This is a genomic window from Streptomyces sp. NPDC093568 (assembly GCF_044764945.1).
Taxonomy (GTDB): Bacteria; Actinomycetota; Actinomycetes; order Streptomycetales; family Streptomycetaceae; genus Streptomyces.
Genome location: NZ_JBIWJD010000002.1, coordinates 1 through 24,438, shown reverse-complemented (window position 1 = coordinate 24,438; position 24,438 = coordinate 1). Strand labels below are relative to the sequence as shown.

31 protein-coding genes and 1 pseudogene are annotated in these 24,438 nt (G+C 69.6%); 17 read left to right on the top strand and 15 right to left on the bottom strand.

Annotation, left to right across the window (positions count from 1 at the left end):
- Positions 1-18 precede the first annotated feature (18 nt).
- Positions 19-308: pseudogene (locus ACIRD7_RS09585) on the top strand (FAD-dependent oxidoreductase); the annotation flags it as partial.
- Positions 309-551: 243 nt separating this feature from the next.
- Positions 552-929 carry an ArsR/SmtB family transcription factor gene (locus ACIRD7_RS09580; RefSeq protein WP_403451814.1) on the top strand — a complete coding sequence of 126 codons (378 nt, stop codon included), beginning with the start codon at positions 552-554 and terminating at the stop codon, positions 927-929.
- Positions 930-1,068: 139 nt separating this feature from the next.
- Here the strand turns inward: ACIRD7_RS09580 and ACIRD7_RS09575 are convergent, their stop codons facing one another.
- From ACIRD7_RS09575 to ACIRD7_RS09560, 4 genes are read right to left on the bottom strand one after another with little or no spacing between them, the layout of a single operon-like run.
- Positions 1,069-2,130, bottom strand: coding sequence for an ArsO family NAD(P)H-dependent flavin-containing monooxygenase (locus ACIRD7_RS09575; RefSeq protein ID WP_403453047.1), 1,062 nt, complete (start codon positions 2,128-2,130; stop codon positions 1,069-1,071).
- On the bottom strand, positions 2,130-2,378 hold the full coding sequence (locus tag ACIRD7_RS09570; RefSeq protein ID WP_403451812.1) for a DUF2180 family protein: 249 nt from the start codon (positions 2,376-2,378) through the stop codon (positions 2,130-2,132). Before ACIRD7_RS09570 ends, ACIRD7_RS09575 begins: the two co-directional genes overlap by 1 nt.
- Positions 2,378-3,487: an ACR3 family arsenite efflux transporter gene (gene arsB / locus ACIRD7_RS09565; protein WP_403451810.1), complete on the bottom strand. Its 1,110-nt coding sequence runs from the start codon at positions 3,485-3,487 to the stop codon at positions 2,378-2,380. The genes ACIRD7_RS09570 and arsB overlap by 1 nt, the downstream gene beginning before the upstream one ends.
- A complete protein-coding gene (locus tag ACIRD7_RS09560) occupies positions 3,484-3,792 on the bottom strand; it encodes an ArsR/SmtB family transcription factor (protein ID WP_403451809.1) in 309 nt (102 codons plus the stop codon). The genes arsB and ACIRD7_RS09560 overlap by 4 nt, the downstream gene beginning before the upstream one ends.
- Before the next feature lie 92 nt (positions 3,793-3,884).
- Between ACIRD7_RS09560 and ACIRD7_RS09555 the strand changes: the two genes are divergently transcribed.
- From ACIRD7_RS09555 to trxA, 3 genes are read left to right on the top strand one after another with little or no spacing between them, the layout of a single operon-like run.
- The gene (locus tag ACIRD7_RS09555; protein WP_403451807.1) at positions 3,885-4,298 is read left to right on the top strand and encodes an arsenate reductase ArsC; all 414 of its coding nucleotides are present in this window, start codon (positions 3,885-3,887) and stop codon (positions 4,296-4,298) included.
- Positions 4,295-5,290 carry a thioredoxin-disulfide reductase gene (gene trxB, locus ACIRD7_RS09550; RefSeq protein WP_403451806.1) on the top strand — a complete coding sequence of 332 codons (996 nt, stop codon included), beginning with the start codon at positions 4,295-4,297 and terminating at the stop codon, positions 5,288-5,290. Before ACIRD7_RS09555 ends, trxB begins: the two co-directional genes overlap by 4 nt.
- Before the next feature lie 35 nt (positions 5,291-5,325).
- Complete coding sequence (trxA, locus tag ACIRD7_RS09545; RefSeq protein WP_403451804.1) at positions 5,326-5,649, top strand: thioredoxin; 324 nt, start codon at positions 5,326-5,328, stop codon at positions 5,647-5,649.
- Positions 5,650-5,737: 88 nt separating this feature from the next.
- On the opposite strand, the gene ACIRD7_RS09540 is transcribed toward trxA, so the two are convergent.
- The gene (locus tag ACIRD7_RS09540) at positions 5,738-6,139 is read right to left on the bottom strand and encodes an ArsR/SmtB family transcription factor (protein ID WP_403451802.1); all 402 of its coding nucleotides are present in this window, start codon (positions 6,137-6,139) and stop codon (positions 5,738-5,740) included.
- A gap of 166 nt (positions 6,140-6,305) precedes the next feature.
- Here ACIRD7_RS09540 and ACIRD7_RS09535 point away from each other — a divergent pair, with 166 nt between their 5' ends.
- Positions 6,306-6,986: a three-helix bundle dimerization domain-containing protein gene (locus tag ACIRD7_RS09535; protein ID WP_403451800.1), complete on the top strand. Its 681-nt coding sequence runs from the start codon at positions 6,306-6,308 to the stop codon at positions 6,984-6,986.
- 149 nt (positions 6,987-7,135) lie between these two features.
- Positions 7,136-7,408, top strand: a complete 273-nt coding sequence (locus ACIRD7_RS09530) for a hypothetical protein (protein ID WP_403451799.1) — start codon at positions 7,136-7,138, stop codon at positions 7,406-7,408.
- A gap of 93 nt (positions 7,409-7,501) precedes the next feature.
- On the opposite strand, the gene ACIRD7_RS09525 is transcribed toward ACIRD7_RS09530, so the two are convergent.
- Positions 7,502-7,654: a hypothetical protein gene (locus ACIRD7_RS09525; RefSeq protein ID WP_403451797.1), complete on the bottom strand. Its 153-nt coding sequence runs from the start codon at positions 7,652-7,654 to the stop codon at positions 7,502-7,504.
- A 95-nt stretch (positions 7,655-7,749) separates the two neighbouring features.
- On the opposite strand from ACIRD7_RS09525, the gene ACIRD7_RS09520 reads away from it, so the two are divergent.
- From ACIRD7_RS09520 to ACIRD7_RS09505, 4 genes are read left to right on the top strand one after another with little or no spacing between them, the layout of a single operon-like run.
- A complete protein-coding gene (locus ACIRD7_RS09520; protein ID WP_403451796.1) occupies positions 7,750-8,172 on the top strand; it encodes a MerR family DNA-binding protein in 423 nt (140 codons plus the stop codon).
- A gap of 47 nt (positions 8,173-8,219) precedes the next feature.
- Positions 8,220-8,945, top strand: coding sequence for a sulfite exporter TauE/SafE family protein (locus ACIRD7_RS09515; protein ID WP_403451795.1), 726 nt, complete (start codon positions 8,220-8,222; stop codon positions 8,943-8,945).
- A 56-nt stretch (positions 8,946-9,001) separates the two neighbouring features.
- Positions 9,002-9,418: an FAD-dependent oxidoreductase gene (locus ACIRD7_RS09510; protein WP_403451794.1), complete on the top strand. Its 417-nt coding sequence runs from the start codon at positions 9,002-9,004 to the stop codon at positions 9,416-9,418.
- Positions 9,352-9,786 carry a hypothetical protein gene (locus tag ACIRD7_RS09505; RefSeq protein ID WP_403451792.1) on the top strand — a complete coding sequence of 145 codons (435 nt, stop codon included), beginning with the start codon at positions 9,352-9,354 and terminating at the stop codon, positions 9,784-9,786. The genes ACIRD7_RS09510 and ACIRD7_RS09505 overlap by 67 nt, the downstream gene beginning before the upstream one ends.
- A 73-nt stretch (positions 9,787-9,859) precedes the next feature.
- Here ACIRD7_RS09505 and ACIRD7_RS09500 read toward each other — a convergent pair whose 3' ends face one another.
- Genes ACIRD7_RS09500 through ACIRD7_RS09475 form a run of 6 tightly spaced genes read right to left on the bottom strand, consistent with a single transcriptional unit; the run spans position 9,860 to position 14,729 of the window.
- Positions 9,860-10,150, bottom strand: coding sequence for a hypothetical protein (locus ACIRD7_RS09500; protein ID WP_403451790.1), 291 nt, complete (start codon positions 10,148-10,150; stop codon positions 9,860-9,862).
- A gap of 9 nt (positions 10,151-10,159) precedes the next feature.
- Positions 10,160-10,933: a winged-helix domain-containing protein gene (locus ACIRD7_RS09495; RefSeq protein WP_403451788.1), complete on the bottom strand. Its 774-nt coding sequence runs from the start codon at positions 10,931-10,933 to the stop codon at positions 10,160-10,162.
- 58 nt (positions 10,934-10,991) lie between these two features.
- Positions 10,992-11,840, bottom strand: coding sequence for a phosphate ABC transporter ATP-binding protein PstB (pstB, locus tag ACIRD7_RS09490; RefSeq protein ID WP_403453046.1), 849 nt, complete (start codon positions 11,838-11,840; stop codon positions 10,992-10,994).
- Positions 11,841-11,899: 59 nt separating this feature from the next.
- The gene (pstA, locus tag ACIRD7_RS09485) at positions 11,900-12,805 is read right to left on the bottom strand and encodes a phosphate ABC transporter permease PstA (RefSeq protein ID WP_403451787.1); all 906 of its coding nucleotides are present in this window, start codon (positions 12,803-12,805) and stop codon (positions 11,900-11,902) included.
- Positions 12,805-13,755, bottom strand: a complete 951-nt coding sequence (gene pstC, locus ACIRD7_RS09480; RefSeq protein WP_403451785.1) for a phosphate ABC transporter permease subunit PstC — start codon at positions 13,753-13,755, stop codon at positions 12,805-12,807. Before pstC ends, pstA begins: the two co-directional genes overlap by 1 nt.
- Entirely contained in the window at positions 13,752-14,729 is a 978-nt protein-coding gene (locus ACIRD7_RS09475; RefSeq protein WP_403451783.1) for a phosphate ABC transporter substrate-binding protein PstS family protein, read from the bottom strand. The genes pstC and ACIRD7_RS09475 overlap by 4 nt, the downstream gene beginning before the upstream one ends.
- Before the next feature lie 344 nt (positions 14,730-15,073).
- Between ACIRD7_RS09475 and ACIRD7_RS09470 the strand changes: the two genes are divergently transcribed.
- The 6 genes from ACIRD7_RS09470 (at position 15,074) to ACIRD7_RS09445 (ending at position 19,609) form a co-directional block, all read left to right on the top strand.
- Positions 15,074-17,098, top strand: coding sequence for a PhoX family protein (locus tag ACIRD7_RS09470; protein WP_403451782.1), 2,025 nt, complete (start codon positions 15,074-15,076; stop codon positions 17,096-17,098).
- Positions 17,099-17,316: 218 nt separating this feature from the next.
- Complete coding sequence (locus ACIRD7_RS09465) at positions 17,317-18,057, top strand: sulfite exporter TauE/SafE family protein (RefSeq protein WP_403451780.1); 741 nt, start codon at positions 17,317-17,319, stop codon at positions 18,055-18,057.
- Positions 18,058-18,093: 36 nt separating this feature from the next.
- Positions 18,094-18,447 carry a hypothetical protein gene (locus tag ACIRD7_RS09460; protein ID WP_403451779.1) on the top strand — a complete coding sequence of 118 codons (354 nt, stop codon included), beginning with the start codon at positions 18,094-18,096 and terminating at the stop codon, positions 18,445-18,447.
- A gap of 72 nt (positions 18,448-18,519) precedes the next feature.
- Positions 18,520-18,792: a DUF2180 family protein gene (locus ACIRD7_RS09455; protein WP_403451777.1), complete on the top strand. Its 273-nt coding sequence runs from the start codon at positions 18,520-18,522 to the stop codon at positions 18,790-18,792.
- Positions 18,789-19,238, top strand: a complete 450-nt coding sequence (locus tag ACIRD7_RS09450; RefSeq protein WP_403451776.1) for an OsmC family protein — start codon at positions 18,789-18,791, stop codon at positions 19,236-19,238. Before ACIRD7_RS09455 ends, ACIRD7_RS09450 begins: the two co-directional genes overlap by 4 nt.
- A complete protein-coding gene (locus ACIRD7_RS09445; RefSeq protein WP_403451774.1) occupies positions 19,235-19,609 on the top strand; it encodes an ArsR/SmtB family transcription factor in 375 nt (124 codons plus the stop codon). The genes ACIRD7_RS09450 and ACIRD7_RS09445 overlap by 4 nt, the downstream gene beginning before the upstream one ends.
- Positions 19,610-19,975: 366 nt before the next feature.
- On the opposite strand, the gene ACIRD7_RS09440 is transcribed toward ACIRD7_RS09445, so the two are convergent.
- Genes ACIRD7_RS09440 through ACIRD7_RS09430 form a run of 3 tightly spaced genes read right to left on the bottom strand, consistent with a single transcriptional unit; the run spans position 19,976 to position 24,356 of the window.
- Complete coding sequence (locus tag ACIRD7_RS09440; RefSeq protein ID WP_403451772.1) at positions 19,976-20,395, bottom strand: hypothetical protein; 420 nt, start codon at positions 20,393-20,395, stop codon at positions 19,976-19,978.
- Positions 20,392-22,533, bottom strand: coding sequence for a site-specific integrase (locus tag ACIRD7_RS09435; RefSeq protein ID WP_403451770.1), 2,142 nt, complete (start codon positions 22,531-22,533; stop codon positions 20,392-20,394). Before ACIRD7_RS09435 ends, ACIRD7_RS09440 begins: the two co-directional genes overlap by 4 nt.
- Positions 22,530-24,356 (bottom strand): hypothetical protein, encoded by a 1,827-nt coding sequence (locus ACIRD7_RS09430; protein WP_403451768.1) that lies wholly within the window; start codon positions 24,354-24,356, stop codon positions 22,530-22,532. The genes ACIRD7_RS09435 and ACIRD7_RS09430 overlap by 4 nt, the downstream gene beginning before the upstream one ends.
- Between the last annotated feature and the right edge of the window lie 82 nt (positions 24,357-24,438).

Here is a 24,438-nt window from a genome sequence, read left to right as displayed (position 1 = left end):
TCCAGGAGGATGAGGCTTGTGGAGCAGGTCGACGTCGCGGTGATCGGTGGCGGCCAGTCCAGGCTCGCCGCCGCGCACGTTCTTCGTGGGCAGGGGCTACAGCCGGTGGTGCTGGAGGCTCCGAGCAGGCGGCGGGGTCGTGGCCGCGCTACTACGACAGCCTCACCTTCTTCTCGCCAGCCCGGTACGGCTCCCTGCCCGGGCTGCCGTTCGGCGGCGACCGCTACCCGCACTGTGACGAGGTCGTCGCCTATCTGCTGCGCTGCGCCGAGCGGCTGGACGCCGAGATCCGCACCCGGACTCGGGTGCGTCTGGGCCGACGGAAGCGCGGAGGCAGTGGATGCGATCGTGCTGGCCACCGGCCACCGCCCCGACCTGGGCTATCTCGCCCCGCTCGGCGCCCTCGACGCTAACGGGCACCCTCGCCACGTCCCTGCGCGGGGTCGGCCGGGATGCCGCCCGGGTCGCGCGGCACCTCACCATCCACGTCGCCCGTTCCTGATGCTGTCCGACCCTCGCCCGGCTGCTTCGACATGTGTCAACATAGATGCATGTCGAACACCAAGGTGTTGCCGCTGCTGGATGCCGCCGCCGGTGAGGCGGTGGCGCTGTGCTGCCCGCCGCTCACCGAGCGCCCGTTCACGGCGGAGGAGGCCGAGACTGCCGCGCGGATGTTCAAGGCGCTCGGTGACCCGGTGCGGCTGCGGCTGTTCTCAGCCCTGGCCTCGCACGAGGGTGGCGAGGCGTGCGTGTGCGACATCTCTGACGTCGGCGTCTCGCAGCCGACCGTCTCCCACCACTTGAAGAAGCTGAAGGAGGCCGGGTTGCTCGCCTCCGAACGGCGCGGCACCTGGGTGTACTACCGGGTCGAGCCGTCCGTGCTGGCCGCGATGGGCAAGCTGCTGACCATCGCGCCGGCAGTGGCCTGAACCGCGAACGCCTGCGCCCCCATAGCGCCCCGCGACGTGATTGTCCGCCCCGCTGAAAACGCGAGGCCGTTCCGGCAGATGGCCCCGGCTCAGGACGGATCGCTGCCGCTGGGGCGGAGGATCTTCGGGCGGTCGGGTCCTACGCGAGCAGGCCGGCGATGTCGCGGGCGGCCTCCCGAGCGGGGCGCCCGGCGCCGATGAGGGTGGCGGAGGCGGGGCCGGTCCAGTCGCCATAGCCGAGCAGGTGCACGCGCGGCTCGTCCAGTGCCCGCGTTCCCTCAGTGGCGATGTGGCCGTGAACGCCGCGCAGCCCCAGCGGTGCCAGGTGGGAGAGTGCCGGGCGGAAGCCGGTGCACCAGATGACCGCGTCGGCTGGCGCCCGCGTGCCGTCGGCCCACACGGCTCCGTCGCGGTCGAGGCGTACGAACATGGGTGCCGCCTTCAGCCGTCCGGCGTCGCGGGCCTCGCGGACGGGCGGTACGGCGACGATGTCGCCGAGCGAGGCGACGCCGCCAGTGTCGGTGCGGCCCTCTTCGAGGGCGCGGCGGCGGGCGGTGGCGGCGTCGAAGAGGGCGCGGCCGTCGATGTCGTCGGCGAGGAAGCGGGGCGGACGCCGGGTCACCCAGGTCAGCTCGGTGTCGTACGCCAGGTCGGCGGCGATCTGGGCACCGGAGTTGCCGCCGCCGACCACGATGACGCGTTGTCCGGCGAAGGCGCGGGCGCTGCGGTACTCGATGGTGTGCAGCTGCCGCCCGCAGAAGTCCGCCCGGCCGGGGACTGCGGGCAGGAAGGGGCGCCACCAGGTGCCGGTGGCGCTGATGACGGCCCGGGCTCGCCAGACGCCCGTGTCGGTCTCGACGCGCAGGAACTCGCCGTCACGGTGGACTCCGGTGACGCGTATGGGGCGGTGCACGGGAAGGTCGTACCGCCGCTCATACTCGGTGAGGTAGCCGACCACATGGCCTGCGTCCGGGTACGTTTCCCCCACCTGCATGGGCATCGGGCGCCCCGGCAGCGACGAGTACACGGCCGGGGAGAACAAGTGCAGGGACTCCCAGGTGTGTTGCCAGGCACCGCCCGGCTCGGCCTGGGCGTCGAGGATGACGAAGTCCACGCCGAGGCGGCGCAGGTGGTAACCGGCGGCAAGCCCGGCCTGGCCGCCGCCGATCACCACCGCCTGCGCGTGCTTGATGCCCGTCATCACGTCCGGATGGTGTTGGCGGACGCGGGACAGCATGAGGCGTACGCCTCGTGGGCCTGTGTGCAGCGCAGGCACAGTAGACGCCGTACCGGCGGGTCGACGAAGTGGGTGCGGGACACGGGCTTGGTGCAGGTCAGGAACTGTTCGCCCAGCTGGGAGTGCTCCCCGCACACCGCGCTGCCGCACTGCTGGCAGACGCCGATCGCCGGTGTCTGCCGTCCACCGCTGTAACAGTCCAGGCAGTGCATCAGCCCTCCTGCGGTGCCGGCGTCAGTTGCTGGGCGGCGCTGAACTTCCGCCGCCAGGCCAGCGACACGTAGACCAGCGCCACCAGGACGGGGACCTCGATGAGCGGTCCGACGACTCCGGACAGGGCCTGGCCGGAGGTGACGCCGAAGGTGGCGATGGCGACCGCGATGGCCAGCTCGAAGTTGTTGCCAGCCGCGGTGAAGGCGAGGGTCGCCGTGCGGTCGTAGGCCAGGCCGATGACCTTGCCGAGGGCGAACGTGCCGAACCACATCACCGCGAAGTACACCAGCAGCGGCAGCGCGATGCGGGCCACGTCCAGCGGCTGCGAGGTGATGGTCTTCCCCTGCAGGGCGAAGAGGATGACGATCGTGAAGAGCAGGCCGTACAGCGCCCACGGGCCGATCCTCGGGAGGAAGTTGGACTCGTACTTCTCGCGGCCCAGCTTCTGCTCGCCGATGCGGCGGGTGAGGAACCCGGCCAGCAGCGGGATGCCGAGGAAGATGACGACATTCAGGGCGATCTTCCACATGGAGATGTCCAGGTGCTCGCCGTCGCCCAGGCCCAGCCAGCCCGGCAGGATGTCCAGGTAGAACCAGCCGAGCAGACCGAAGGCCAGCACCTGGAAGACCGAGTTCAGCGCGACGAGCACGGCTGCTGCCTCGCGGTCGCCGCAGGCGAGGTCGTTCCAGATGATGACCATGGCGATGCAGCGGGCCAGGCCGACGATGATCAGGCCGGTGCGGTACTCGGGCAGGTCCGGCAGGAAGATCCAGGCCAGCGCGAACATCACCGCGGGGCCGACGATCCAGTTGATGACCAGCGACGAGATCATGAGCGGCTTGTCGCCGGTGACGGTGTCGAGCTTGTCGTAGCGGACCTTGGCCAGGACCGGATACATCATGATCAGCAGGCCGACGGCGATCGGCAGGGAGATCCCGCCGATCTCGACCTTCGCGAGGGCGTCGTTCAGGCCGGGGATGAGCCTGCCCAGGCCGAGGCCGAGGGCCATGGCCAGCAGGATCCAGACGGCGAGGAAACGGTCGAGCGTCGACAGCTTCGCGACGACCGAGGACTCCTCGGCGGTCGCGGCTGCTTCAGTGCGGGTCACGGGCAGGCCCTCTTGTTGTCGGCGGCGTTACGAGCGGACTCGGCCAGGTCGGCGAACTGGCCGGCGAGCTGGGCGATGACGTCGGGCTTGAGCCGGTAGTACGTGTACCGGCCGCACGGCTCCGTCTCGACCACCCCTGCCTCGCGCAGCACTCTCAGGTGGTTGGAGACGTTGGTCTGCTTCGCGCCGGTCTCTTCGATCAGGTGCGTGGAGCAGAGCGTCTCCTTGGCGAGAAGGGTGACGATCTGGAGGCGGAGCGGGTCGGCGAGGACTCGCATCAGATCAGTGTCGACTGACGTCATCATGGACTGATACTCTCACATCAGTGGTGGCTGACACCACCGGGTGCTGAAGTCACTTGTACCTGATGCCGTCGTGAGACAAGAGAGACCTTCTGATGTCCGACAAGCCCTCCGTGCTCTTCGTCTGTGTCCACAACGCCGGCCGTTCCCAGATGGCCGCCGCGTGGCTGACCCACCTGGCCGGGGACCGCGTCGAGGTCCGCTCCGCCGGCTCCAACCCGGGCGCGAACGTCAACCCGGCCGCCGTCGAGGCCATGGCCGAGGTCGGCATCGACATCTCCGCCGAGGTCCCGAAGATGCTCACCGTCGACGCGGTCAGGGAGTCGGACGTCTGCATCACCATGGGCTGCGGCGACACCTGCCCGGTCTTCCCCGGCAAGCGGTACCTGGACTGGCAGCTGGAGGACCCGGCGGGTCAGGGCGTCGAGGCCGTGCGTCCGATCCGTGACGAGATCAAGGTGCTCATCGAGGGCCTGATCAAGGAGATCGCGCCGGAGCCCCAGGCATGAGCACGGCGACGGACACGGCTGCGGGCATACGCAACGTCATCATCATCGGCTCGGGCCCGGCCGGCTACACCGCCGCGCTCTACACCGCCCGCGCCGACCTCAACCCCCTCGTCTTCGGCGGCGCGATCTTCGTCGGCGGCTCGCTGACGACCACGACCGAGGTCGAGAACTTCCCCGGCTTCCCCGACGGCGTCCAGGGCCCCGAGCTCATGGAGAACATGCGGGCCCAGGCCGAGAAGTTCGGCGCCGAGATGATCGACGACGACATCGTCGAGGTCGACCTGATCGGCAAGGTGAAGACCGTCACGGACACGGCCGGGAACGTCTACCGGGCGCACACCGTGATCATCGCGACCGGCTCCGGCTACCGCAAGCTCGGCCTGCCCAAGGAGGACGAGCTGTCCGGGCGGGGCGTGTCCTGGTGCGCCACCTGCGACGGCTTCTTCTTCCGCGACCGCGACATCATGGTCGTCGGCGGCGGCGACACCGCCATGGAGGAGGCCACCTTCCTCACCCGCTTCGCCCGCTCCGTGACCGTCGTCCACCGCCGCTCCGCCCTGCGCGCCTCCCAGGTCATGCAGAACCGCGCCTTCGCCGACGACAAGATCTCCTTCGCCCTCGACAGCGAAGTCGCCGAGCTCCACGACGAGAACGGCATGCTGTCCGGTCTCACCCTGCGCGACACCTTCACCGGCAAAACGCGCGAGCTGGACGCCACCGGCCTGTTCATCGCGATCGGCCACGACCCGCGCACCGAGCTCTTCAAGGGCCAGCTGGCGCTGGACTCCGAGGGCTACCTGAAGGTCGCCTCCCCGTCGACACGCACGAGCATCCCCGGCGTCTTCGGCGCGGGCGACGTCGTCGACCACACCTACCGCCAGGCGATCACCGCCGCCGGCTCCGGCTGCGCGGCCGCACTGGACGCCGAGCGGTACCTCGCCGCCCTCACCGACAAGCAGCCCGAGGCGGCCGAGGCCGTCGCCGCCGTCTGACGGCACCCGCCCCACCCCTTTACGAGGAGACCCGCATGGCCATCAAGAACGTCACCGACGCCTCCTTCGAGCAGGACGTCCTGGGCAGAGACAAGCCCGTGCTCGTCGACTTCTGGGCGGCCTGGTGCGGCCCGTGCCGCCAGCTCACCCCTTCCCTGGAGGCGATCGCGGCCGAACACGGCGACGCCATCGAGATCGTCAAGCTCAACATCGACGAGAACCCGGACACCGCCATGAAGTACGGCGTGATGTCGATCCCGACGATGAACGTCTACAAGGGCGGCGAGGTCGTGCAGACGATCGTCGGAGCCAAGCCGAAGGCCGCGCTGGAGCGTGAACTGGCCGACCACCTCGGCTAAGTGGCTTTGAGCGGCTACAAAGAAGGACCGGTTCCTCGACGGGCCGGTCCTTTCGCCGTACGGCGGCTGAAGCTGTGGTGCCCTGCGGCTACACCCGGTCGAGGGCCTGGGCCGCCAGTGCGCCGACCGACGGCTGCAGGATCGCGCGCACCTTGTTCAGGCCGTCGTAGTTGACCGAGTACCAGGACCAGGTGCCGCGGCGTTCGCGGTTCAGGAGGCCCGCCTCGGTCATGATCTTGAGGTGGTGGCTGACGGTCGGCTGCCTGAAGCCCAGGCAGTCGGCCAGGTCGCACACGCAGGCTTCGCCGGCCGGCGCGCGTTCGATGATGCGGAAGATCTGCAGCCGCGTGGGGTCGGCGATGGCCTTGAGCATGAGGGCCAGACGCTCGGCCTCGTCGCGCTCGATGAGCAGGCACGCAAGGCCGGGACTGCAGCTCTCCGCTGCCGCCCCGCCCGCTTCCTCCGCGGCGCCCAATTCAGTGATAGCCATCTATTCACCATAGGTGCGGGCCTGGCGCCAACCGTGTGTTCGAAGCCACACCGAGGTCGTTGTTCACCAAGCGTTCACTTAGGTTGACGTCTATCCAAGATATAGATATGCACCTATTATTCGTGGTGAGAGCGGTGTTGGGAGCCGCAGACCGAGGAGCCGCCCCATGGACGAGCAAAGCCCTCTCGGCCGAGGCCGCCGAGCAGCACCGCCTCTGCGGGACATCGATCCCGTGCTCGGACGCATCACGGCCCGCCTTGCCGTACGCCACGGCAGGGCCTTCTCCCGGGAGACCGTGGAGCGGTACGTCGAGGAGTGCTCCTGGGCGCTGTCGGCGAGGGCGCGCGTCGCCACCCACCTTCCGGTCCTGGTCGAGCGGTTCGCCGACCAGCGGCTCGGCGCCCTGGCCCGCGGCATGGGGCTGTCACCGAAGCCGGTGCCCGAGGTGCTGTTCGTGTGCACGGAGAACGCGGGGCGTTCGCAGCTGGCCGCCGCGCTGCTGCGGCACCGGGCCGGGGACGGGATCCGGGTGCTGACGGCCGGTTCCGAGCCCGGCTCGGAGATCGCCCCGGTCGTGCTCCGGCTGCTCGCCGAGCAGGGCATGAGCGCGGACGAGGAGTTCCCCAAGCCGCTGACCCGCGAAGTCGTCACCGCCGCCGACGTCGTCGTCACGCTGGGCTGCGGCGACGCCTGCCCCGTCCGGCCCGGGCGCCGCTATCTGGACTGGGACCTGCCGGACCTGAGCGGCCTGGACATCGAAAGCGCGCGAGCGGTACGGGACGCCCTCGCTAACCGTGTCGCCGTACTGGTGGGTGAACTCTTGCCGGCAAGGGTTCACCGGACGTGAGTTGCCCAGGTGCGGGGCGGTTTGTACGGTCGTAGGCGCGCAGATCGCCACTTCCAGGAGGCCCCTTCCGTGACCCGTGTGGATCGCCGTCGGCGGCAGCGATACCGGCATCAGCGCCGCCCTTCGCGCCCGGGAGCTCGACCCGGCCAGTGAGGCCACCGTGGTCGTGGCCGACGCCTACCCCAACTTCTCCATCTGCGGCATCCCCCTGCTACATCTCCGGCGAGGTCGCGCCCTGGACCAGCCTCGCCCACCGCACCGCCGCCGACCTCGCGGCCACCGGCATAGAGGTGCGCGTCGACGTCCCGCAGATCGCGAGCAAGCTCGTCATCCCCTCGTGCAAGAACGAGGGACAGCTCCCCTCGGTCGCCACCGCCTACCGCGTCCTCGCCGAGGACGGCGCAGCCGACGGCCCGGGCTGAGCCGGGACGTACGAAGGCCGTGCCGGTGGCACGGGGGAACGCCACCGGCACGGCTCCGCTCAGCATCGCCGGGCGCGCGGGCCCGGCGGGCGCCTACGCGGACTTCTTGACCATGGTCTTGCCACAGCAGCACGTCGGCGCATCATGCTGGCCCGTGCAGGCGGGCGGAGCTGCCTTGGTCACGGTCAGCTCGCACCCGCAGTCCGACTCCGGGCAGCGGAAGACCTCACCCTCACGGAACGGCATGGTCATCACCTCTCTCGTCGCATTCCATCCGTACGCCTGCGAGGCTAGAACCCGGCCCCTGGGGCCGGGTCAACACTGGGAGGGAGGAGGCCGACATGATGCCACGGCAACTGACCATTGGGCAGGCCGCCCGGGCGGCGGGCCTGACGCGCAAGGCGATGCGCGTGTACGAGGCCAAGGGCCTGCTGCCCGCCGCCGAGCGGACCACGGCCGGCTACCGGCTCTACAGCCAGGGTGACGTCGAACTGCTGACCTTCATCCGCCGGGCCCGCACCCTGGGCCTGCACCTGGACGACATCCATACCGTCCTCGCCATTCGCAACGGCGGCATTCCGCCCTGTGCCACCGTCCGTGACCTGCTCGACACCCGGATCGCCGAGCTCGACGCCACCGTGGCCGAGCTGTTGGCCCTTCGTGAAACCCTCGCCGACACCCGGGAGCGAGCCTCCGGCTGCACCGGCGACCAGCCCGTCACCGTCTGCGCGATCATCGAGGACGCGCCCGAAGCCCCGGCCTGAGCGGACCCGGGACCGGCGGCGGCCAGGCCGGTAGCGATGATGTGCGGGTGAGTGAGGCATTGACGATCCTGGCGGTCATGGCTGCGGCGTTCGGTACCGCAGCACTGTCCGCGGTGGCCGGGTTCGGCGGAGGAGTGCTGCTCCTGCCGGTGTTCCTGGCCGTTTTCGGCCCCCGCGACGCGGTCGCCATCCTCACCGTCGCCCAGCTGGCGAGCAACGGCAGCCGGGTGTGGTTCAACCGAACCGAGGTCGACCGCCGCCTGGTCGGCATCTTCGCCCTCGGCGCCGTGCCCGCCGCCGCAGCTGGGGCGGTGCTGTTCACCTCGGCGCCGCTGCCCGCCCTCACCCGCGTCATAGGCGTCTTCCTGCTGGTCATGGTCGTCTGGCGGCGCTGGCGCCCGAAGGCCGCCCGGCTGGACGATGCCGCGTTCGCCGCCGTCGGCGCGGCCTCCGGCTTCGGCTCCGCGCTGGTCGGCTCCGTCGGGCCGATGGTCGCCCCGTTCTTCCTCGCCCGCGGCCTGGTCCGCGGCGCCTATATCGGTACCGAGGCCGCCGCCGCGGTGGTGATGCACCTGGTCAAGCTCGTCGTCTTCGGCGCCGCCGCCGTCCTGACCGCCACCAGTGCTCTGATCGGCCTGGCCCTCGCGCCCGCCTCCACCGCCGGCGCCTGGGCCGGGAAGAAGATCGTCGACCGGCTCCCCGTCCCCGTCTTCGTCGTACTCATCGAGGTCGGACTGGTCGCCTCCGGCATCCTCCTCCTCGTCACCGGGTAGGGACCCTTCAAGACCATCCCATTGCCCCCGTTGGCGCGTATCGCCAGTTTCACACAGTGCGGGCCGAGCTCGTCGAGCACGGTGTCGAGGTGCTGACCGGCACCACCGTCAAGGCCGTCTCCCGGGAGGCCGACGGCCGGCTGCGGGTGGAGGCCGCCAGTGCGGACGGCGAGTCCGTGACCCGTCTCGTCGACCTCGTCCTGGTCGTCGTCGGTGTACGCCCCGACACCGCGCCTGCCGCCGAAGCGGGCGCCGAACTCGGCTTGCGCGGCGCCATCGCGGCAGACGAATGGATGCGGGCCTCCCTGCCGGGGGCGTACGCCGCCGGGGACTGCGTCGTCACCCACCACCGGCTGCTGGCACGACCTGGTTGCCGCTGGGCACCACCGCGCACAAGCAGGGGCGGGTGGCGGGCGAGAACGCGCTCGGCGGTGACCGGTGCTTCGCCGGGAGCCTGGGCACGCAGATGGTGAAGGTCTTCGACCTGGTGGCCGCGCGGACCGGGCTGCGCGAGCACGAGGCCCTGGCGGCGGAGCGGGGCTGGATGCCGGTGACCACCGCCAGCGCCGCGGACGACCACAAGGCGTACTACCCGGGCGCCACGCCGATCGCGGCCCGCGTCACCGGGGATCGCGGCAGCGGACTGCTGCTGGGCGCCCAGCTCGTCGGGCGCCGTACCGCCGAGATCGCCAAGCGCGTCGACACCTACGCGACCGCGCTGTTCCACGGTATGAGCATGGACGGCGTCAGCGACCTCGATCTTTCCTGCACCCCGTCGCTGGGCTCCCCCTGGGACGCGGTGCAGGCGGCGATCCAAGCCTGGTCGCGGGAACACGGGTGAGCCGGTGAAGTGAGCCGGCCGACGGGGCACCGCCAAGCAGCCCGTCGGCCGGAGTCTGTGAAGCCACCCACTCTCACGTTCCCGCGTCGGTCAGGCACAGGGAGATCAGCGTCCGGGCCTCGGCCAGAGTCCCTGCGGTGATGATCTCCATCAAGGTGTTCGGGTCGGTGGTGAAGGTCTGCCACTGGGCCTGGCCGGTGGCCAGGAACCGGACGCGGACCGTCGCGGAGTACCACGGCTTGCGGTGGAAGAGTGTGCCGACCGTCGGGATGTGGTGCCGGCCGTGGACGGTGCCCCAGCGGGGATAGCGGGTGGCCCACACAGGCAGGTCGATGTAGGAGTCCTCCTCCGGCCCTCCGTTCACCGCCGGTCCTTACGCCGTCGAGGTGGTCTTCGGCTGGCACCCGGTGCCGCACTCCAGCCGGTATCCCATCCCGCGGATCGCGTCGATGGTGCAGCAGCTCTCCCCTTCCTCCTTCAGCTTGGTGCGCACCCGGCGCACGTGCACGGTGAGGGTGTTGCTCTCCGGCGTGTCCGTGCCCCACAGGGCCTGGGTCAGCTCGGTGCGGCTGATGACCTTGTTGGGGCGTTCCATGAAGTAGCGCAGCAGCAGGAATTCACGGACCGGCAACTGCAGGGAACGCCCGCGGACATAGACGTGAAAGCCTGCCGGATCAAGCTCGATGTCACCGACCTTCAACGGAGCGGCCGAGCTGTCGCCCTCGCCGCGTCCGGCCCGGAGCAGGGGAGCGATCTCCTCGATCCGGTAGGGGCGGGCGACGAAGGCGATCGCGCCGGCCGCCACCGCCGCCGTCGCCTCCGCCGCCCCGTCGGGCCCGGCTCCCACCAGGACCGGCACCGGGTGGAGCCGGGCGATCAGCTCGGTGACCCGCGCCGCGTCCACCACCGGCAGCGGGGCGCCGAGCAGCACCGCGCGCGGATGGAGCGCACCGGCCTGCAGCAGCGCCTCGGCGCCGTCGTGGCAGACATGGGTGCGGATGCCCGCGCCCTCGAATCGGGCCAGGGCCTTGGCGGCGAGTTCCCCGTCGGGCTCGACCAGGAGCAGGTCGGGGCTCTTGCCGTCGTCTGGGCCGCCGGAGGAACCGCTGGCCGCGGTCGCCGGTGGCGGGTGTGCCTCGGGTGTCACCCGTAGAACTCCTTCACGGGTAGCGCGCAAAGGGGCGGACGTCAAAGGGGGCATCGACTCAGCCGAAGCGTCCGGAGATGTAGTCCTCGGTGCGCTGGTCGGAGGGGTTGGAGAAGATCCGCTCGGTCTCGTCGTACTCGACCAGGCGGCCGTGGCGTACGCCCTTGTCGTCGACGTCCGCGGTGAAGAAGGCCGTGCGGTGTGAGACGCGTGCGGCCTGCTGCATGTTGTGCGTGACGACGACGATCGTGAACTCCTGGGCGAGGTGCTCCATGAGGTCCTCGATCTTCGCGGTGGCGATCGGGTCCAGCGCCGAGCAGGGCTCGTCCATGAGGATCACCTCCGGCTTGACCGCGATGGTGCGGGCGATGCACAGCCGCTGCTGCTGACCGCCGGACAGCGCGAGAGCGGAGGTCTTCAGCTTGTCCTTGACCTCCTCCCACAGCGCCGCGTGGGTCAGAGTCTCCTCGACGAGGTCGTCGAGGTTGCCCTTGAAGCCGCCCACCCGCGGCCCGTACGCGATGTTGTCGTAGATCGACTTCGGGAACGGGTTGGGCTTCTGGAAGACCATGCCGATACGGCGCCGGACCTCGATCGGGTCGACGTCACGGCCGTACAGGTCCTCGTTGTGGTAGCGGATCTTCCCGGCCACGCGGGCGGTGGGCACCAGGTCGTTCATGCGGTTGAAGCAGCGGATCACGGTGGACTTGCCGCAGCCCGAGGGGCCGATCATCGCGGTGATCTGGCGCTGCCCGATCGTCATGTTGACGTCACGGACGGCCTCGTGGTCGCCGTAGAACACGGACAGGCTGCTGACGTCGAAGACCGGGCTGGTCAGGGACGGCGCCTGGCGGTAGGAGACCTGAGGGGTCCGGGTGCCGCCGGCGGCATCGGAGGGCTGGGACATGGCGGCCTCCTGGCCGGGCTCGGGGAGCTGGTCGGTGGGGTGGATAGTGGTCATGGCGGTCACCACCGGCGGGAGTAGCGGTTGCGGAGCCAGATCGCGACGGAGTTCATCGCCAGCAGGATCACCAGCAGGATGACGATCGCCGAGGCGGCGAGCGCGGTGAACTCGGCGCGCGACTGGCTGATCCAGTTGAAGATCTGGATCGGCAGGACGGTGAACTGGCTCTGCACACCGGTGGGGTTGAACGTGATGAAGGTCAGCCCGCCCAGCAGCAGCAGCGGGGCCGCCTCGCCGATCGCGCGGGACAGGGCGAGGATCGAGCCGGTCGCCATCCCAGGCACGGCGGCCGGGAGCACCTGGCGCCAGATGGTCTGCCACTGCGTCGCGCCCAGCGCCAGGGACGCCTGCCGGATCGACTGCGGTACGGCGCGGACCGCCTCCCGGGACGCGATGATCACGGTGGGCAGGACCAGCAGCGACAGGGTGAGCGAGGCGGTCATGACCGTCTGGCCGAAGCCCAGGCCGCGGGAGATGACACCGAGGCCGAGGATGCCGTAGACGATCGACGGGACGGCCGCCAGGTTCTGGATGTTGATCTCGACGATCCGGTTCCACCAGCGCGTGGGGTCGGCGTACTCCTCCAGGTAGATCGCCGTGAGGATACCGGTCGGCAGGCAGTAGATAGCCGTGAAGGCGATGACCCAGACCGTTCCCATGATCGCCGACTGGGCGCCGGCGTTGGTCGGGTCGATGATGTCCGGGAAGTTCGACCAGATCCGCGAGTCCAGGCGCGGCCAGCCCTCGGCCAGGACGTAGGCGAGGAGGGAGACGAGGAAGATCACGCCCACGGCGAGGGACGCCCACAGGCTGAGCTCGAAGAACTGCTCCCGCCAGGGCTTGCCCTTGCCCTTCAGACGGGGCACCCCGGGGGTGACGGGGGCCTTGTCGATGACGTCGGAACTCATCACTCGTACACCTCCCGGTACTTGCGCACCAGGCGAATGCTGACCAGGTTCATCACCAGCGTCATCACGAACAGCAGGGAGCCCACCGCGAAGATCGTCTGGTAGCCGGTGGAACCGGTCGGCAGATCGCCGATGCCGGCCGCCGCGATGAACGCGGTCATCGTCTGCATGCCTTCGAGCGGGTTGAAGGACAGGTTGGGACGTCCGCCCGCGGCCACGGCCACGATCATCGTCTCGCCCAGCGCGCGGGAGATGCCGAGCACGACGGCGGCGACGATGCCCGAGAGCGCGGCCGGGAAGACCACTCGCGTGGAGACCTGCATCTTGGAGGAGCCCAGCCCGTAGGCGCCGTCGCGCAGGGCGCGCGGCACGGCTGCCATGGAGTCCTCGGCAAGCGAGGCGATCGTCGGGATGATCATGATGCCCATGACGAAGCCGGCCGACAGGGCGTTGAAGACCTGCGGCGGGTCCCCGACCGGCCAGACGTCCTGCAGCAGCGGCGTGAGCGCCTTCAGGGCGAAGAAGCCGTAGACGACGGTGGGGATGCCCGCGAGCACCTCCAGCATCGGCTTGAAGACGCTGCGCACGCGGGGCCTGGCGTACTCGCTCAGGTACACCGCCGCGCCCAGGCCGAGCGGGACGGCCACCAGCAGCGCGATGAGGGTGACCATCAGGGTGCCGGTGACCAGCGGGATCACGCCGAAGTGCGGCGGCTTGAACAGGGGCGCCCAGTTGGTTCCGGTGATGAACTCGGCGAAGTTCACCTTGGAGAAGAACTCGGCGGCCGGCGGGATGAGGGCGATGACGATGCCGATGGTGGTCAGCACCGAGACCAGAGAGGCGGCCACCAGGAGGACCTTGATGGCCTTCTCGCCGTAGCGCGGCTGGGACCGCTTCAGGAAGCCGGGGCCTCCTGAAGCGGTCTGCCGCCCGGTGACGGATGAGCTCATGACTTGTGCGCGGCCTTGAGGGTGTCAAGGTCCTTCTGCAGCTCGGTCTCCTGGGTGGAGTTGAGCGGCACGAACAGGGACTTCTCGGCGATGCTCTTGTTGTTCTCGACGTAGAACTCGACGAACGCCTCGACCTCGGCCTTGTCCAGCGAGGACGCCTTCGGGTAGATGAACAGCGGGCGCGACAGCGGCTTGTACGTGCCCTCCTGCACCGTCTTGGTGTCGGGCGCGACGCAGCCGTCACCACCGTCGATCTTCAGGACCTTCAGCTTGTCCTGGTTCTCCTCGTAGTAGGACAGGCCGAAGTAGCCCATGCCGCCCTTGGAACCGGACACTCCCTGGACGGTTACGTTGTCGTCCTCGCTCGGCGAGTAGTCCGTGCGGGAGGCGCCCTCTTCACCGTTGATGGCCTGCGTGAAGTAGTCGAAGGTGCCCGAGTCGGTGCCCGCGCCGAACAGCTCCAGCTTCTGGTCCGGGAACTTGGAGTCGACCTGGTTCCAGTTGTTCACCTTGGAACCGGGCTCCCAGATCTTCTTCAGCTGCTCGACCGTGAGGCAGTCGGCCCAGTCGTTGTCCTTGCTGACCACGACCGACAGACCGTCGTTGGCGACCTGGAACTCCTCGTACTTGATGCCCTCCTTCTCGCACGCGGCCTTCTCCTCGTCCTTGATCGGACGGGAGGCGTCGGAGATGTCGGTCTCGCCGGCGCAGAACTTCTCGAAGCCGCCACCGGTACCGGACGTGCCGACTGTGACCTTGACCCCGGAGTTCTCCTGCTGGAAGAGCTGGGCCGCTGCCGTGGACAGCGGAGCCACCGTGCTGGAACCGTCGACCTTGATCGTCCCGGCCAGCTTGTCACCGTCGCTGCTCCCGGAGCCCGCGTCAGCACCGCCACACGCGCTCGCGGCCAGCATGACGACCGCCGTCAGAGCCAGAGGAGCCTTGGCCCGACGCAATGACAGGGAAATGTTCACGACTCTCGACCCTCGTGTCTGCCGGGTGCTCCGGCGGATGGACCGGTGCGCTGTGCGCTCCGTTCTGACACCTTGGATCGAAGTCTGACTATATGAACGGACGGTGTACGGGAAACCCCTCCTGTATGAACTATAGCCCGCCATCTATATAGGTCGATCTTGATTAAAGTGACGGCGGACATTCCGGAACCGGAGCGGGCGCACAGGGCGGGGTGCCGGTCAGAGTTCGAACGGAGTTCACCGTTCAGCCGCTTCGGTACGCCCGGAGCCCGCCTAGCGTCATGCATCGACATCCACCTATACACCGGTGGCCTCGCGTCCGCACCCGAATGCGTGGAGGAACTGTGCCCGACCTGCCCCTGCTGCCCACCGGCCACAACACCGCCCGGTCCGCCCTGACCTGCGAATACCGCTGTGGCAACGCCTGCTCCCACGAGGCGCCCAACCGCTCGCTCAATCCGTACTTCGGTGACGTCGTACAGCGGGCCCTGTCCCGCAGAGGCGTCTTCAAGGGCGGCGCCGTGCTCGCACTGGCCGCCGGCGGGGCGACACTCGCGACCACGCCGGCCGCTGCGGCGCCGTCCGCCGGGGGCCGCCCGCCGCGCGGCCTCGACTTCGAGCCGGTCGCCCCGAACACGGCGGACGCCGTGACGATTCCCGACGGCTACGCCCAGCAGGTCGTCATCCGCTGGGGCGACCCGGTCCTCGCCGGCGCCCCCCGCTTCGACACCCGCAACCAGAGTTCGAAGGCGCAGGCGGGGCAGTTCGGATACAACGCCGATTACATGGCCCTGCTCGACGCGCCCCGCCGCGGTCACCAACTGCTCGTGGTCAACCACGAGTACACCAACGAAGAGATCATGTTCTTCGGGTACGTCCCGGCCACTCCGACCCGGGACCAGGTCGAGATCGCCTGGGCCGCGCACGGCCTGACCGTCCTGGTGGTCCGCGCGGACGACTGCTCCGGCCGCCTGTGGCCGGTGACCGGCGACGCGCTGAACCGCCGTATCACCGCCACCACACCGATCCGCTTCACCGGCCCGGCGGCAGGCAGCGACCTGCTCAAGACGAACGCCGACCCCATCGGCCGCACGGTCCTGGGCACCCTGAACAACTGCGGCGGCGGCATCACCCCGTGGGGCACCGTGCTGACCGGCGAGGAGAACTTCAACCAGTATTTCGGCAACGCCGCCACGATCACCGACCCGGTCGCGAAGGCGCGCCTGGCCCGCTACGGCCTCCCTGCCGGCGCCAGCACCCGCAAGTGGGAGCGGTTCGACGACCGCTTCGACATCGGCAAGGAGCCCAACGAGCCCAACCGCTTCGGCTGGGTCGTGGAGATCGACCCGTACGACCCGACCTCGACCCCGCGCAAGCGCACCGCGCTCGGCCGCTTCAAGCACGAGGCCGCCGAGCCACGCCTGACCCGCGACGGCCGGGTCGCCCTCTACATGGGCGACGACGAACGCTTCGACTACCTCTACAAGTACGTCTCCACCAAGACGTACAAGAAGGGCGACAGCCGAACCGCCCGCGAGCACAACCTCACGCTCCTCGACGAAGGTACCCTGTACGTCGCCAAGTTCACTGGCGACAGCCCGGCCACGGAGATCGACGGCACCGGAAAGCTGCCGAGCGACGGGGAGTTCGACGGCTCGGGCGAGTGGATTCCGCTCGCTACGGGCAACGTGTCGCACGTGCCCGGGATGAATGCCGAGGAGGTCTACGTCTTCACCCGCCTGGCCGCCGACAAGGCGGGCGCCACGAAGATGGACCGCCCCGAGGACGTCGAGCCCCACCCGACCACCGGCCGCGTCTACGTCGCCCTGACCAACAACTCCGACCGCGGCGCCGCCGGCAAGACGGGTCCTGACGAGGCCAACCCGCGCATCGGCAACAAGCACGGCCACATCCTGGAGCTGGAGGAGAAGCGCGGCGATGCGGCGTCGACGTCCTTCGCCTGGCGCCTGATGCTGGTGTGCGGCGACCCCGACGACCCGTCAACGTACTTCGCCGGCTTCGACAAGACCCAGGTCAGCCCGATCTCCTGCCCCGACAACGTCGCCTTCGACGCCCACGGCAACTTGTGGATCGCCACCGACGGCAACGCCCTGGGCTCGAACGACGGCCTGTTCGCCGTCCCGGTCAAGGGCGCCGAGCGCGGGCATGTGCAGCAGTTCCTGACCGTGCCCAAGGGAGCGGAGACCTGCGGCCCGATCATCACCGAGGACCGCATCCTGGTCGCTGCCCAGCACCCGGGCGAGACCACCGGCGCAACCGCGGAAAACCCGGCGTCGCACTGGCCGGACGGGCCGGGGAGCATTCCGCGGCCGTCGGTCGTGACGGTGTGGAAGGAGAAGCACCGGTAGGCCCCACCCCGCTCACCCGCCTGCCCGGGCAGTCTTCGACCGCCCGGGCAGCGTCATATTCCCGGCCCGTCTTCCCTCCTCCGTGGGCCACACGGCCACGGAATTTCGGGGCCGGGCGGCCCTGCACCGAGGACCTGCGACTCTCCCGCGGCCCCGGCGCCCGATGGAGCATCGAAGTGTCACTTCAACGTTCGTTGAAGTGACACCGGAGGTGTCCGATGGACGGTGCCGTGCTCGCCATGGTGGGCGGACTGCTCGTGCTGTCCGTGGTGTCCGGGATGCTCGGTCTGGGCGTCGCCTTCGCCGCGGTACCGTTCCTGGGCCTGTTCATGTCGAACCTGGTGGACCAGGTGCAGCCGCTGAGCCTGCTGCTCAACGGCATCACCGCGGCGTTCGCCGCGTTCGGCTTCGCCCGCAGTCATCTGATCGACTGGCGCCGCGCGCTCGGCCTGGCTGCGGTGACCACCGCCTTCGCCCCACTCGGCGCCCTGCTCGCGCACGTGATCGAGCCCGGGGCGATCTGGGCGGTGTACCTGCTCAGCGTCGGTTACCTCGCCTACCGACTCTTCCGCCCGGTCAAGGAGCGCCCCGGCTGGGAGAACTACCGGGCCGCGCTGGCCTGGTCGGTACCGATCTCGGTGCTCTCCGGCCTGCTCGGCGTCGGCCCCGGCTTCCTGCTCATGCCGACCCTGATCCTGGCCGGCTTCGAGACCAGGAAGGCCGCCGCGATCAACGCGGTCGCCGTCACGCCGCCGTCGTTCTCCGCGCTGCTGCCGCACCTGTCCACCGCCCAGTGGGACGGCGGCCTCACCCTCGCCCTGCTCACCGTCGGCGCCGTCGGCGCCTTCGCCGGAGCCCGGCTGACCAGCCTCTACGTACCCGGACAGCGCATCAAGCAGCTGTTCGGCGTGCTCATCGTCGTCATGACCGCCTACAAGATCATCACGTTGCTGGTGTGACCCCGCACCAGGGCAGCACCCGCCCGAGGAAAGGACGTGGGGACCGTGCCCAAGACGGTGATCCACATCTTCCACGCCGACCAGGACTCCCTGGCCACCGGAGCCCACGTGGCCGAACGCATCCGCCAGGTCGCCGCCGACCGGGGCGTCGAACTGGAGGTCTACCTCTTCGGCCCCGCCGAACAGGCCCTGCTCGACATCGACCGGGCGGAGTTCAACACGCAGATCGACGCCCTGATCGAGCGCGGCGTACCGGTCAGGACCTGCCTGAACATCGCCGCCGCGGCCGGCGCCGCCGACCAGCTGGCCCAGCGCGGCATCCAGCTCGAGTTCGCGCGCGACGCCTTCGCCCGCTACGGGCGGGAAGCCGCCGCCGTCATCTCGTTCTGACCCTCATGCCTGCCGTCGCACGACCCGTGCGACGGCCCCGACTGAACACAGGAAAGGAAAGAAGGGTTAACCGTGAACTGCTACGACTGCGCCCAGGAAGGGCGGACCACCCCGGCGACGGCCGTGTGCCAACACTGCGGCGCCGCCGTGTGCACCGAACACGCCCACGTCACCGCCGACCTCGTGTACCGCATGCTCGGCATGGGCCCCTCGGTCCGGCCGCTGCCCGCGCGCCGCATCACCTGCACCACCTGCTACGACGCCGAGCACAGCGGGAACCCCACCCCGGCCGCCGTCCCGCGGCCCCGCCGCCACCTGACCGATCTGATCGGAGGCCGGCGATGAGCACCAGCACGCCCCAGGCCCGCACCACCTACCGGGTGCGGGGCCGCACCACCCCCGACGGCCCGGCCCACATCGAGGCGGCCGACCAGACCATCCCCGCCGACACCGCCTGGGCCCAGCCCGCGACCGGGCAGCCCGGCCCCGCCGAACTGCTCGCCGCGTCCCTCGCCGCCTGCCTGCTGAAGAACCTCAACCGCTCCGGCAAGCTCCTGCCGTTCCGCTACACCAGCGCCGAGGTCGACGTCGTCGCCCAACGCCAGGACACCCCACCGAAGTTCACCGGCTTCACCTACGAACTGCGCCTGGTCACAAACGAACCCCAGCGCCGCATCGACCTGCTCCACCACAACCTGCGCCGCTACGGCACCGTCTACAACACCCTCGCCGCCACCTGCGACGTCCAGGGCCGCATCGTGACCACCCCACCCCCGACGGAACCGTCATGACCACCACGACCGCCGACGCACCGGACCGCACCGAGGCCGCAGCCCTGCTGCACGCGGTCGCCGACCCGGCCCGCCTGGCCGTCATCCACCGGCTGGCCGACTCCCCCGCCTGCGTCTGCGTCCTGCAAGAACAGGTGCCACTCGCACTCAACCTCCTCAGCTACCACCTGAAGGTGCTCCGCGCGGCGGGCCTGGTCACCTGCAGCCGTCGCGGCCGTTGGATCGACTACGTCCTGGCCCCCGACGCCCTCGAACGGCTCCACGCCACACTCCCCGGCACACCGGTCCGCCAGCCCGCTGCCGCGGGCGGTGCGGCCGCTGTCCTGCCGCAGTATGCGGTCTGCCCGCCACAGTGCGCCGATCAAGCGTAGCCACGGCAAGCACTTCGGGCGCACTGGGTGTTCCACTCCCCACCCCAGCCTCGGAGGGCCCACGGTGGGAGTCGTCATGTCCACCACGATGCGTCTGCCGGCTCCGCCAACCGCCGGTCTCCGGGGCGGCGATGGCGTGCCCGACGTCCGACAGGAACATCGGTCGTGACGGTGTGGAAGGAGAAACGGCACTAGCGGTGGGTAGCTCCTGCTCCGGGGCGCAGGGTGTGACGGTTTGCGCCCCGGACGGGCCCATGTTGTGCGGCGGCGTCTCAACTTTCGCAGGACGTACGCCGCATGGTGTCCGACCCCGTGCAGGGAGGCGGAGGCGTTCACGAGGCGGCCTGTCGTCGAAACCATGAGCTGTCACCCCCGTGCGCCGGGCAGCCGTGTTACCTGCTGAGCTGCTGCGAGTTCCTCGCGCGCCTGGTCGAGTTCGAGTGACAGTTCGGCTGTGGCGCGTACGAGGGCGCGGACCCGCTCTCGCTCCGCGGCGAGTTCGTCCTTGGTCTTCGCCAGGGCGTGCCTCAGCGCGGCGTTGTCCTCAGCCATGCGTTGGGCGGCCTGCGGGGTGAAGTTCTGTGCCCTGGCCCGCGCCTTGAACTCGTCCACCAGGTCCTTGTGGTCGCCGTAGACAATGTCGCGCCGTAGCCCGCACTCGGCGATCAGCTCGGTCCCTGTCAGTTTGCCGGCCGTCGAGCGAAAGGGTGTGCCGGCCAGGAGACGTGTCGCGGCGGCTCGTATCGCCTCACGCTCCGCATCCCGGTCTCTGTTCCTGCGGGTCATGCCGCCTGACCGCCCTTCGTGTGTGCGGCTCCTGGTCGCGACGTCTCGTGTTGTTCGATGACCGCGAGGATCTGGTCGGCCTGTGCGGCGGCACGGTCCCGGCGCGGGCGCGGGGTCATCGGATCGCATGCTTCCGTCATCAGGACGGGCAGGCGCGCGCGGTGTTCGGCGATGTCCCGGTCGGTGTAGGCGAGGTTGACGCAGGTGCTGCGGCAGAGTGATTCATCGGGTCCGTCGTCGGCGGGCAGCCCGAGCAGGAGCTTCTCCTTGCGGCATGCCGCGGTTTCCGCACGATGCACGCAGGTCATGGCTTCACCGTGGTGGATGTCGGTGTCCGCCTGCGCTAGGAGGCGGCTCACACTGGCCTGTGCCCGCACGGTGCGACCGAGGAACGCCGCGGCGCCGGCGGTGCGGCGACGGTATTCCGCGGCAGCCGGGCCGCTGACGTGCTCGTGCTCCTCCTCCAGGCGGGTCCAGTCGTCCTCGGACTGTTCCAGGACCATCTCGAGGCGTTCCACGGCAACGTCGTCGAGCCACGAGTCGTCGTCGTTCGCGGCGTAGTTCAAGGTCACTTTCGTCTTGAGATGGCCGTACTGCAACGCGGCGGCAATCAGGCCGCGGGGGCGGCGCACAATGAAGTAGGCGAGGGTCCGCCGGAACCGGGAGGCGTGCAGGTGCTTGACCGGGTCGGGCGGTATCGCAGCGGTGCCGCTGACGGACGTGAAGGTGGAGTTCACCCAGTCCTGCAACCGCTTCAGCTCCGTATTGGTCTTCTTGGTGTCCCAGGTCCGCGCGCCCGCGCGGCTCTTGCGCCCGCTGCTGCCCGGCAGACGGGTGGGGAACAACAGGTCCGTCTCGTGCAGCGACTCCAGCAGGGCGATGGCCTGGTGCACCGGGCTGACGACGGCCCAGGGACGGGCCGGCGGCCGCTGCGTCTCCGCCGCGTTCCGGTCATACCCCTTGCCCCGGTGCCCGAGCAGCAGCAGTTCCCCGGACTCGACGTCGTCCGCCCGGCAGCCGCGACGCAGATTGGCCACCTCACCCGGGCGCATACCAGACAAGTACGACACTGTGACGAAGCATGCCGCGGTCACGACCCAGACGAGGGCGGGGAGTTCCGATACCATGAGCGGCCGCTCCCGCCAGGGACGGCCGTCGAGCCGTCCCGTGATACGGCCGATGAAGAAGTCCTCGGCCACCGGCAGCCCGGCGGCTTCGGCCAGCGACCGGGAAGCTCCGGACAGGGAGCTGGACAGCGCGGGCAGCCCGATGAGGCAGGCCAAGTACTTGAAATCGATGATGCCAGGGCGCATCGGGTCGCCGGGCAGCTCCTTGCCCTGTTCACGCGCGGCCTGGAGGAAGAGCTTGATCCGCTCGGTCTGCGGCAGCCCGTCGTACCGGCGGTGGCTGAGGTGGTCGCCCGTGTACAGCTGCCGGAATTCCCGCCATGCGTCGCGGACGTCCGGGCCGATGTCCTCGACGATGCGCAGAGCCCAGTCCAGCAGCGCGGTCATGGTGGCGGCTTCGATCCTCGGGGTCTTGTTGCCGCGGCCGGTCTTGATGTCCTCGGCCAGTTCCCCGGGGGAGCGGCCCTGCCACGGTTCCGTGACGGACATGCGGTGTTCTGGCGGCATCTGTGGCGCGTAGGCCCAGATGGCGCGTACGGCGTTCAGGAGCTGACGGCGCGTGTTGGTGCTGGCCTGCATCGCGCGCACGTGGTCGAGGTAGCGGTCGAGATCGTGATCGGTCACGTCCCGCAGCCGGGCGACGCCGCGATGCTGCAGCCAGGTCGCGAAGACGCGGAGACGCTTGAACCACAGGAGCACCGTGGCAACGCTGGCCTGGTCCAGTCCCGTGATCCTGCTCAGGGTCGGCGGATAGGGGCAGTCGAGCACCGCGAGGGTGAACACCTTGAAGTCGTCCACCAGAACGGACGGGAACGTCGACCAGTACAGCATGATGGGCTGGGTGTGCTGGTCCGGCTGCGCCTCGGCCAGGGACCAGGTCCAGTCCGCGAACCGTGACAGCGACACCGGATCAATGCCGTGCCACAGCGGGCGTGCGCGCAGGACGATGACATCCGCAAGGCGGTGCAACAGTGAAGGCGCGACCGCCCCGTCGCTCAAGGGCATGGTCATCGCAGGTCCATCCGTCCGCTCATCAGCTCATTGATCATCTGTGCCTGCGGCTCGGTGAGGTCGCGGCGTGCCTTGTCCTGCTCCGACTCGCGGTACTGGCCCACCAGGTCCTCCAGGCGTTCCTGGTGCACTGCGTGCCGCGCCTTCCACGTCGCCGGGTCCACGTGGGCTCGCAGGAGGTTCAACTGGTCCAGGGCAGCGATCTGCAAGGGCAGTTGGTGCGGCAGTGCTCGGGCGTTCTCGCATCCCAGACAGGCCAGGAACGATTCCGCACAGGGCTCTCCCGGCTCCGTGGTCGGGCTGTTGAGGTGGTCGATACATCCCGTCAGCACGGTGTCCTGCTCGCCGGTGACCAGGCGCTGCAGAACCTTCGGGTCCAGGTCTGCTTCGCGGGCCGCTCCGTCCAGATCCGATGCGGCCCGGGCGACCAGCGAGGCCGGCAGGACGGGGACACTGCGCCGCTCTCGGGCCGTGGCCACCTGGGCGCGCAGTGCGTCCGCGACAACGGTGCGGGACTGGGCGACGACCGCCTTACTGCGGGCCAGGTAGTGGTCGTTCATGGTGGACCGGGAGTGCGCGACCGGGCGGCGCTTGCGCTCGATTCCGGTCTGCCGAAGCCGTCTGGCCTCCACCGGCTCGACCCCCTCCATCGTGGGCTCCTTGGTGGGAAAGCCGTGCCGAGCGGACCACCGGGCGATGTTCTTGGCATCGGCCCCGCGCGTCCAGCGTCCCTCTCGAGAGGCGCCCGTCGCGCGGAACCCGGCCAGAGCCAGGTCATGACCACAGTGGCGGCGCGCCACCTGTGTCAGCTCCAGGAGCAGCTGGTAGACCCGCAGCGGGGAACGGAAAAGCCGAGGCTCTGGATCACCGTTCACCAGGAGCGCGGCCAGGTCTTCCGGCACGTCTTCCACGGGGGTCACCATGTGCTCGCGCTCCGGGCCGCGCCGGGGCTTGGACGATTCGACCAGGGCAACCCCCGGGATACCCTCGATCCCGGCGTCCGGCCGGTAGTGCGCCGCGGGCCACGCGGCCACCGTGCCGAAGTTCTCCGCCGTCAACGCCGTCAGCAGCAGGCAGAACGCGGTCAGCTCCTGGGAATTCAGGCACAGCCACCGGGCAATCTCGCGCACCCCGCCCGCCTGCCTCACCGCCAGCACCGGCCAGCCACTGGCCGTACGCGGAATATCCCCCGTGCGGTCGAAGGCGTCCAGCAGGCTCACGAGTCGGTGATCTGGATCCTCGGGCTGCACCCGGCCGGCGCGGTAGCGCGCCAGGAGATCCTGCCCGGTCCGTACCCGGTCCCGCGCCACCCGGATGTCGTGCCGCAACGCGGTCATGATCCGCTGCATGCCCGCGTCGTCGTACGCGGGCACATCCACGATGTCCGTCACCTCGGGCAGCGGCTGCTCGTACAGTGCCGCCCGCGTCTCATCCGACAACTGGTCGTCATCGCGCCACAGCAGACGCAGCCGGTAGAGATGATCCCGTTGCGTGGCGTTGTTGCGCCCCTCCATATGCGTCCACAGCGCCCGCACGTGATCTGCGGTGACGTCGCCCGGCCCCAGAACGGGAGGGCTCTGGGCCGCGAAGAACCGGGCCAGCCAGGACAGCACCGCATAGATGCCCTCAGCGGCGCCGAGCCGCGTCACCCCCGAACGGTTCGAGGTCCGGGCGGCGAAGGCCGACGCCAACCAGCGTTGCAGGCCCACAGCGATCACTACCCGTCGGCCTTTACGGTCGTGGATATCGGCGAAGTCGAACACCCGCGAACGCGCCCCCGACTGCTCTATGACGCGCACCGCCGTACCACTGTTGGTTGCCATTCAAAATCGTGACGGGTTTGCCACTCACGATGGTGATGTTCGGGGATGAGAAGAGCCCGCCGGTGGGGTTCCGGCGGGCTGT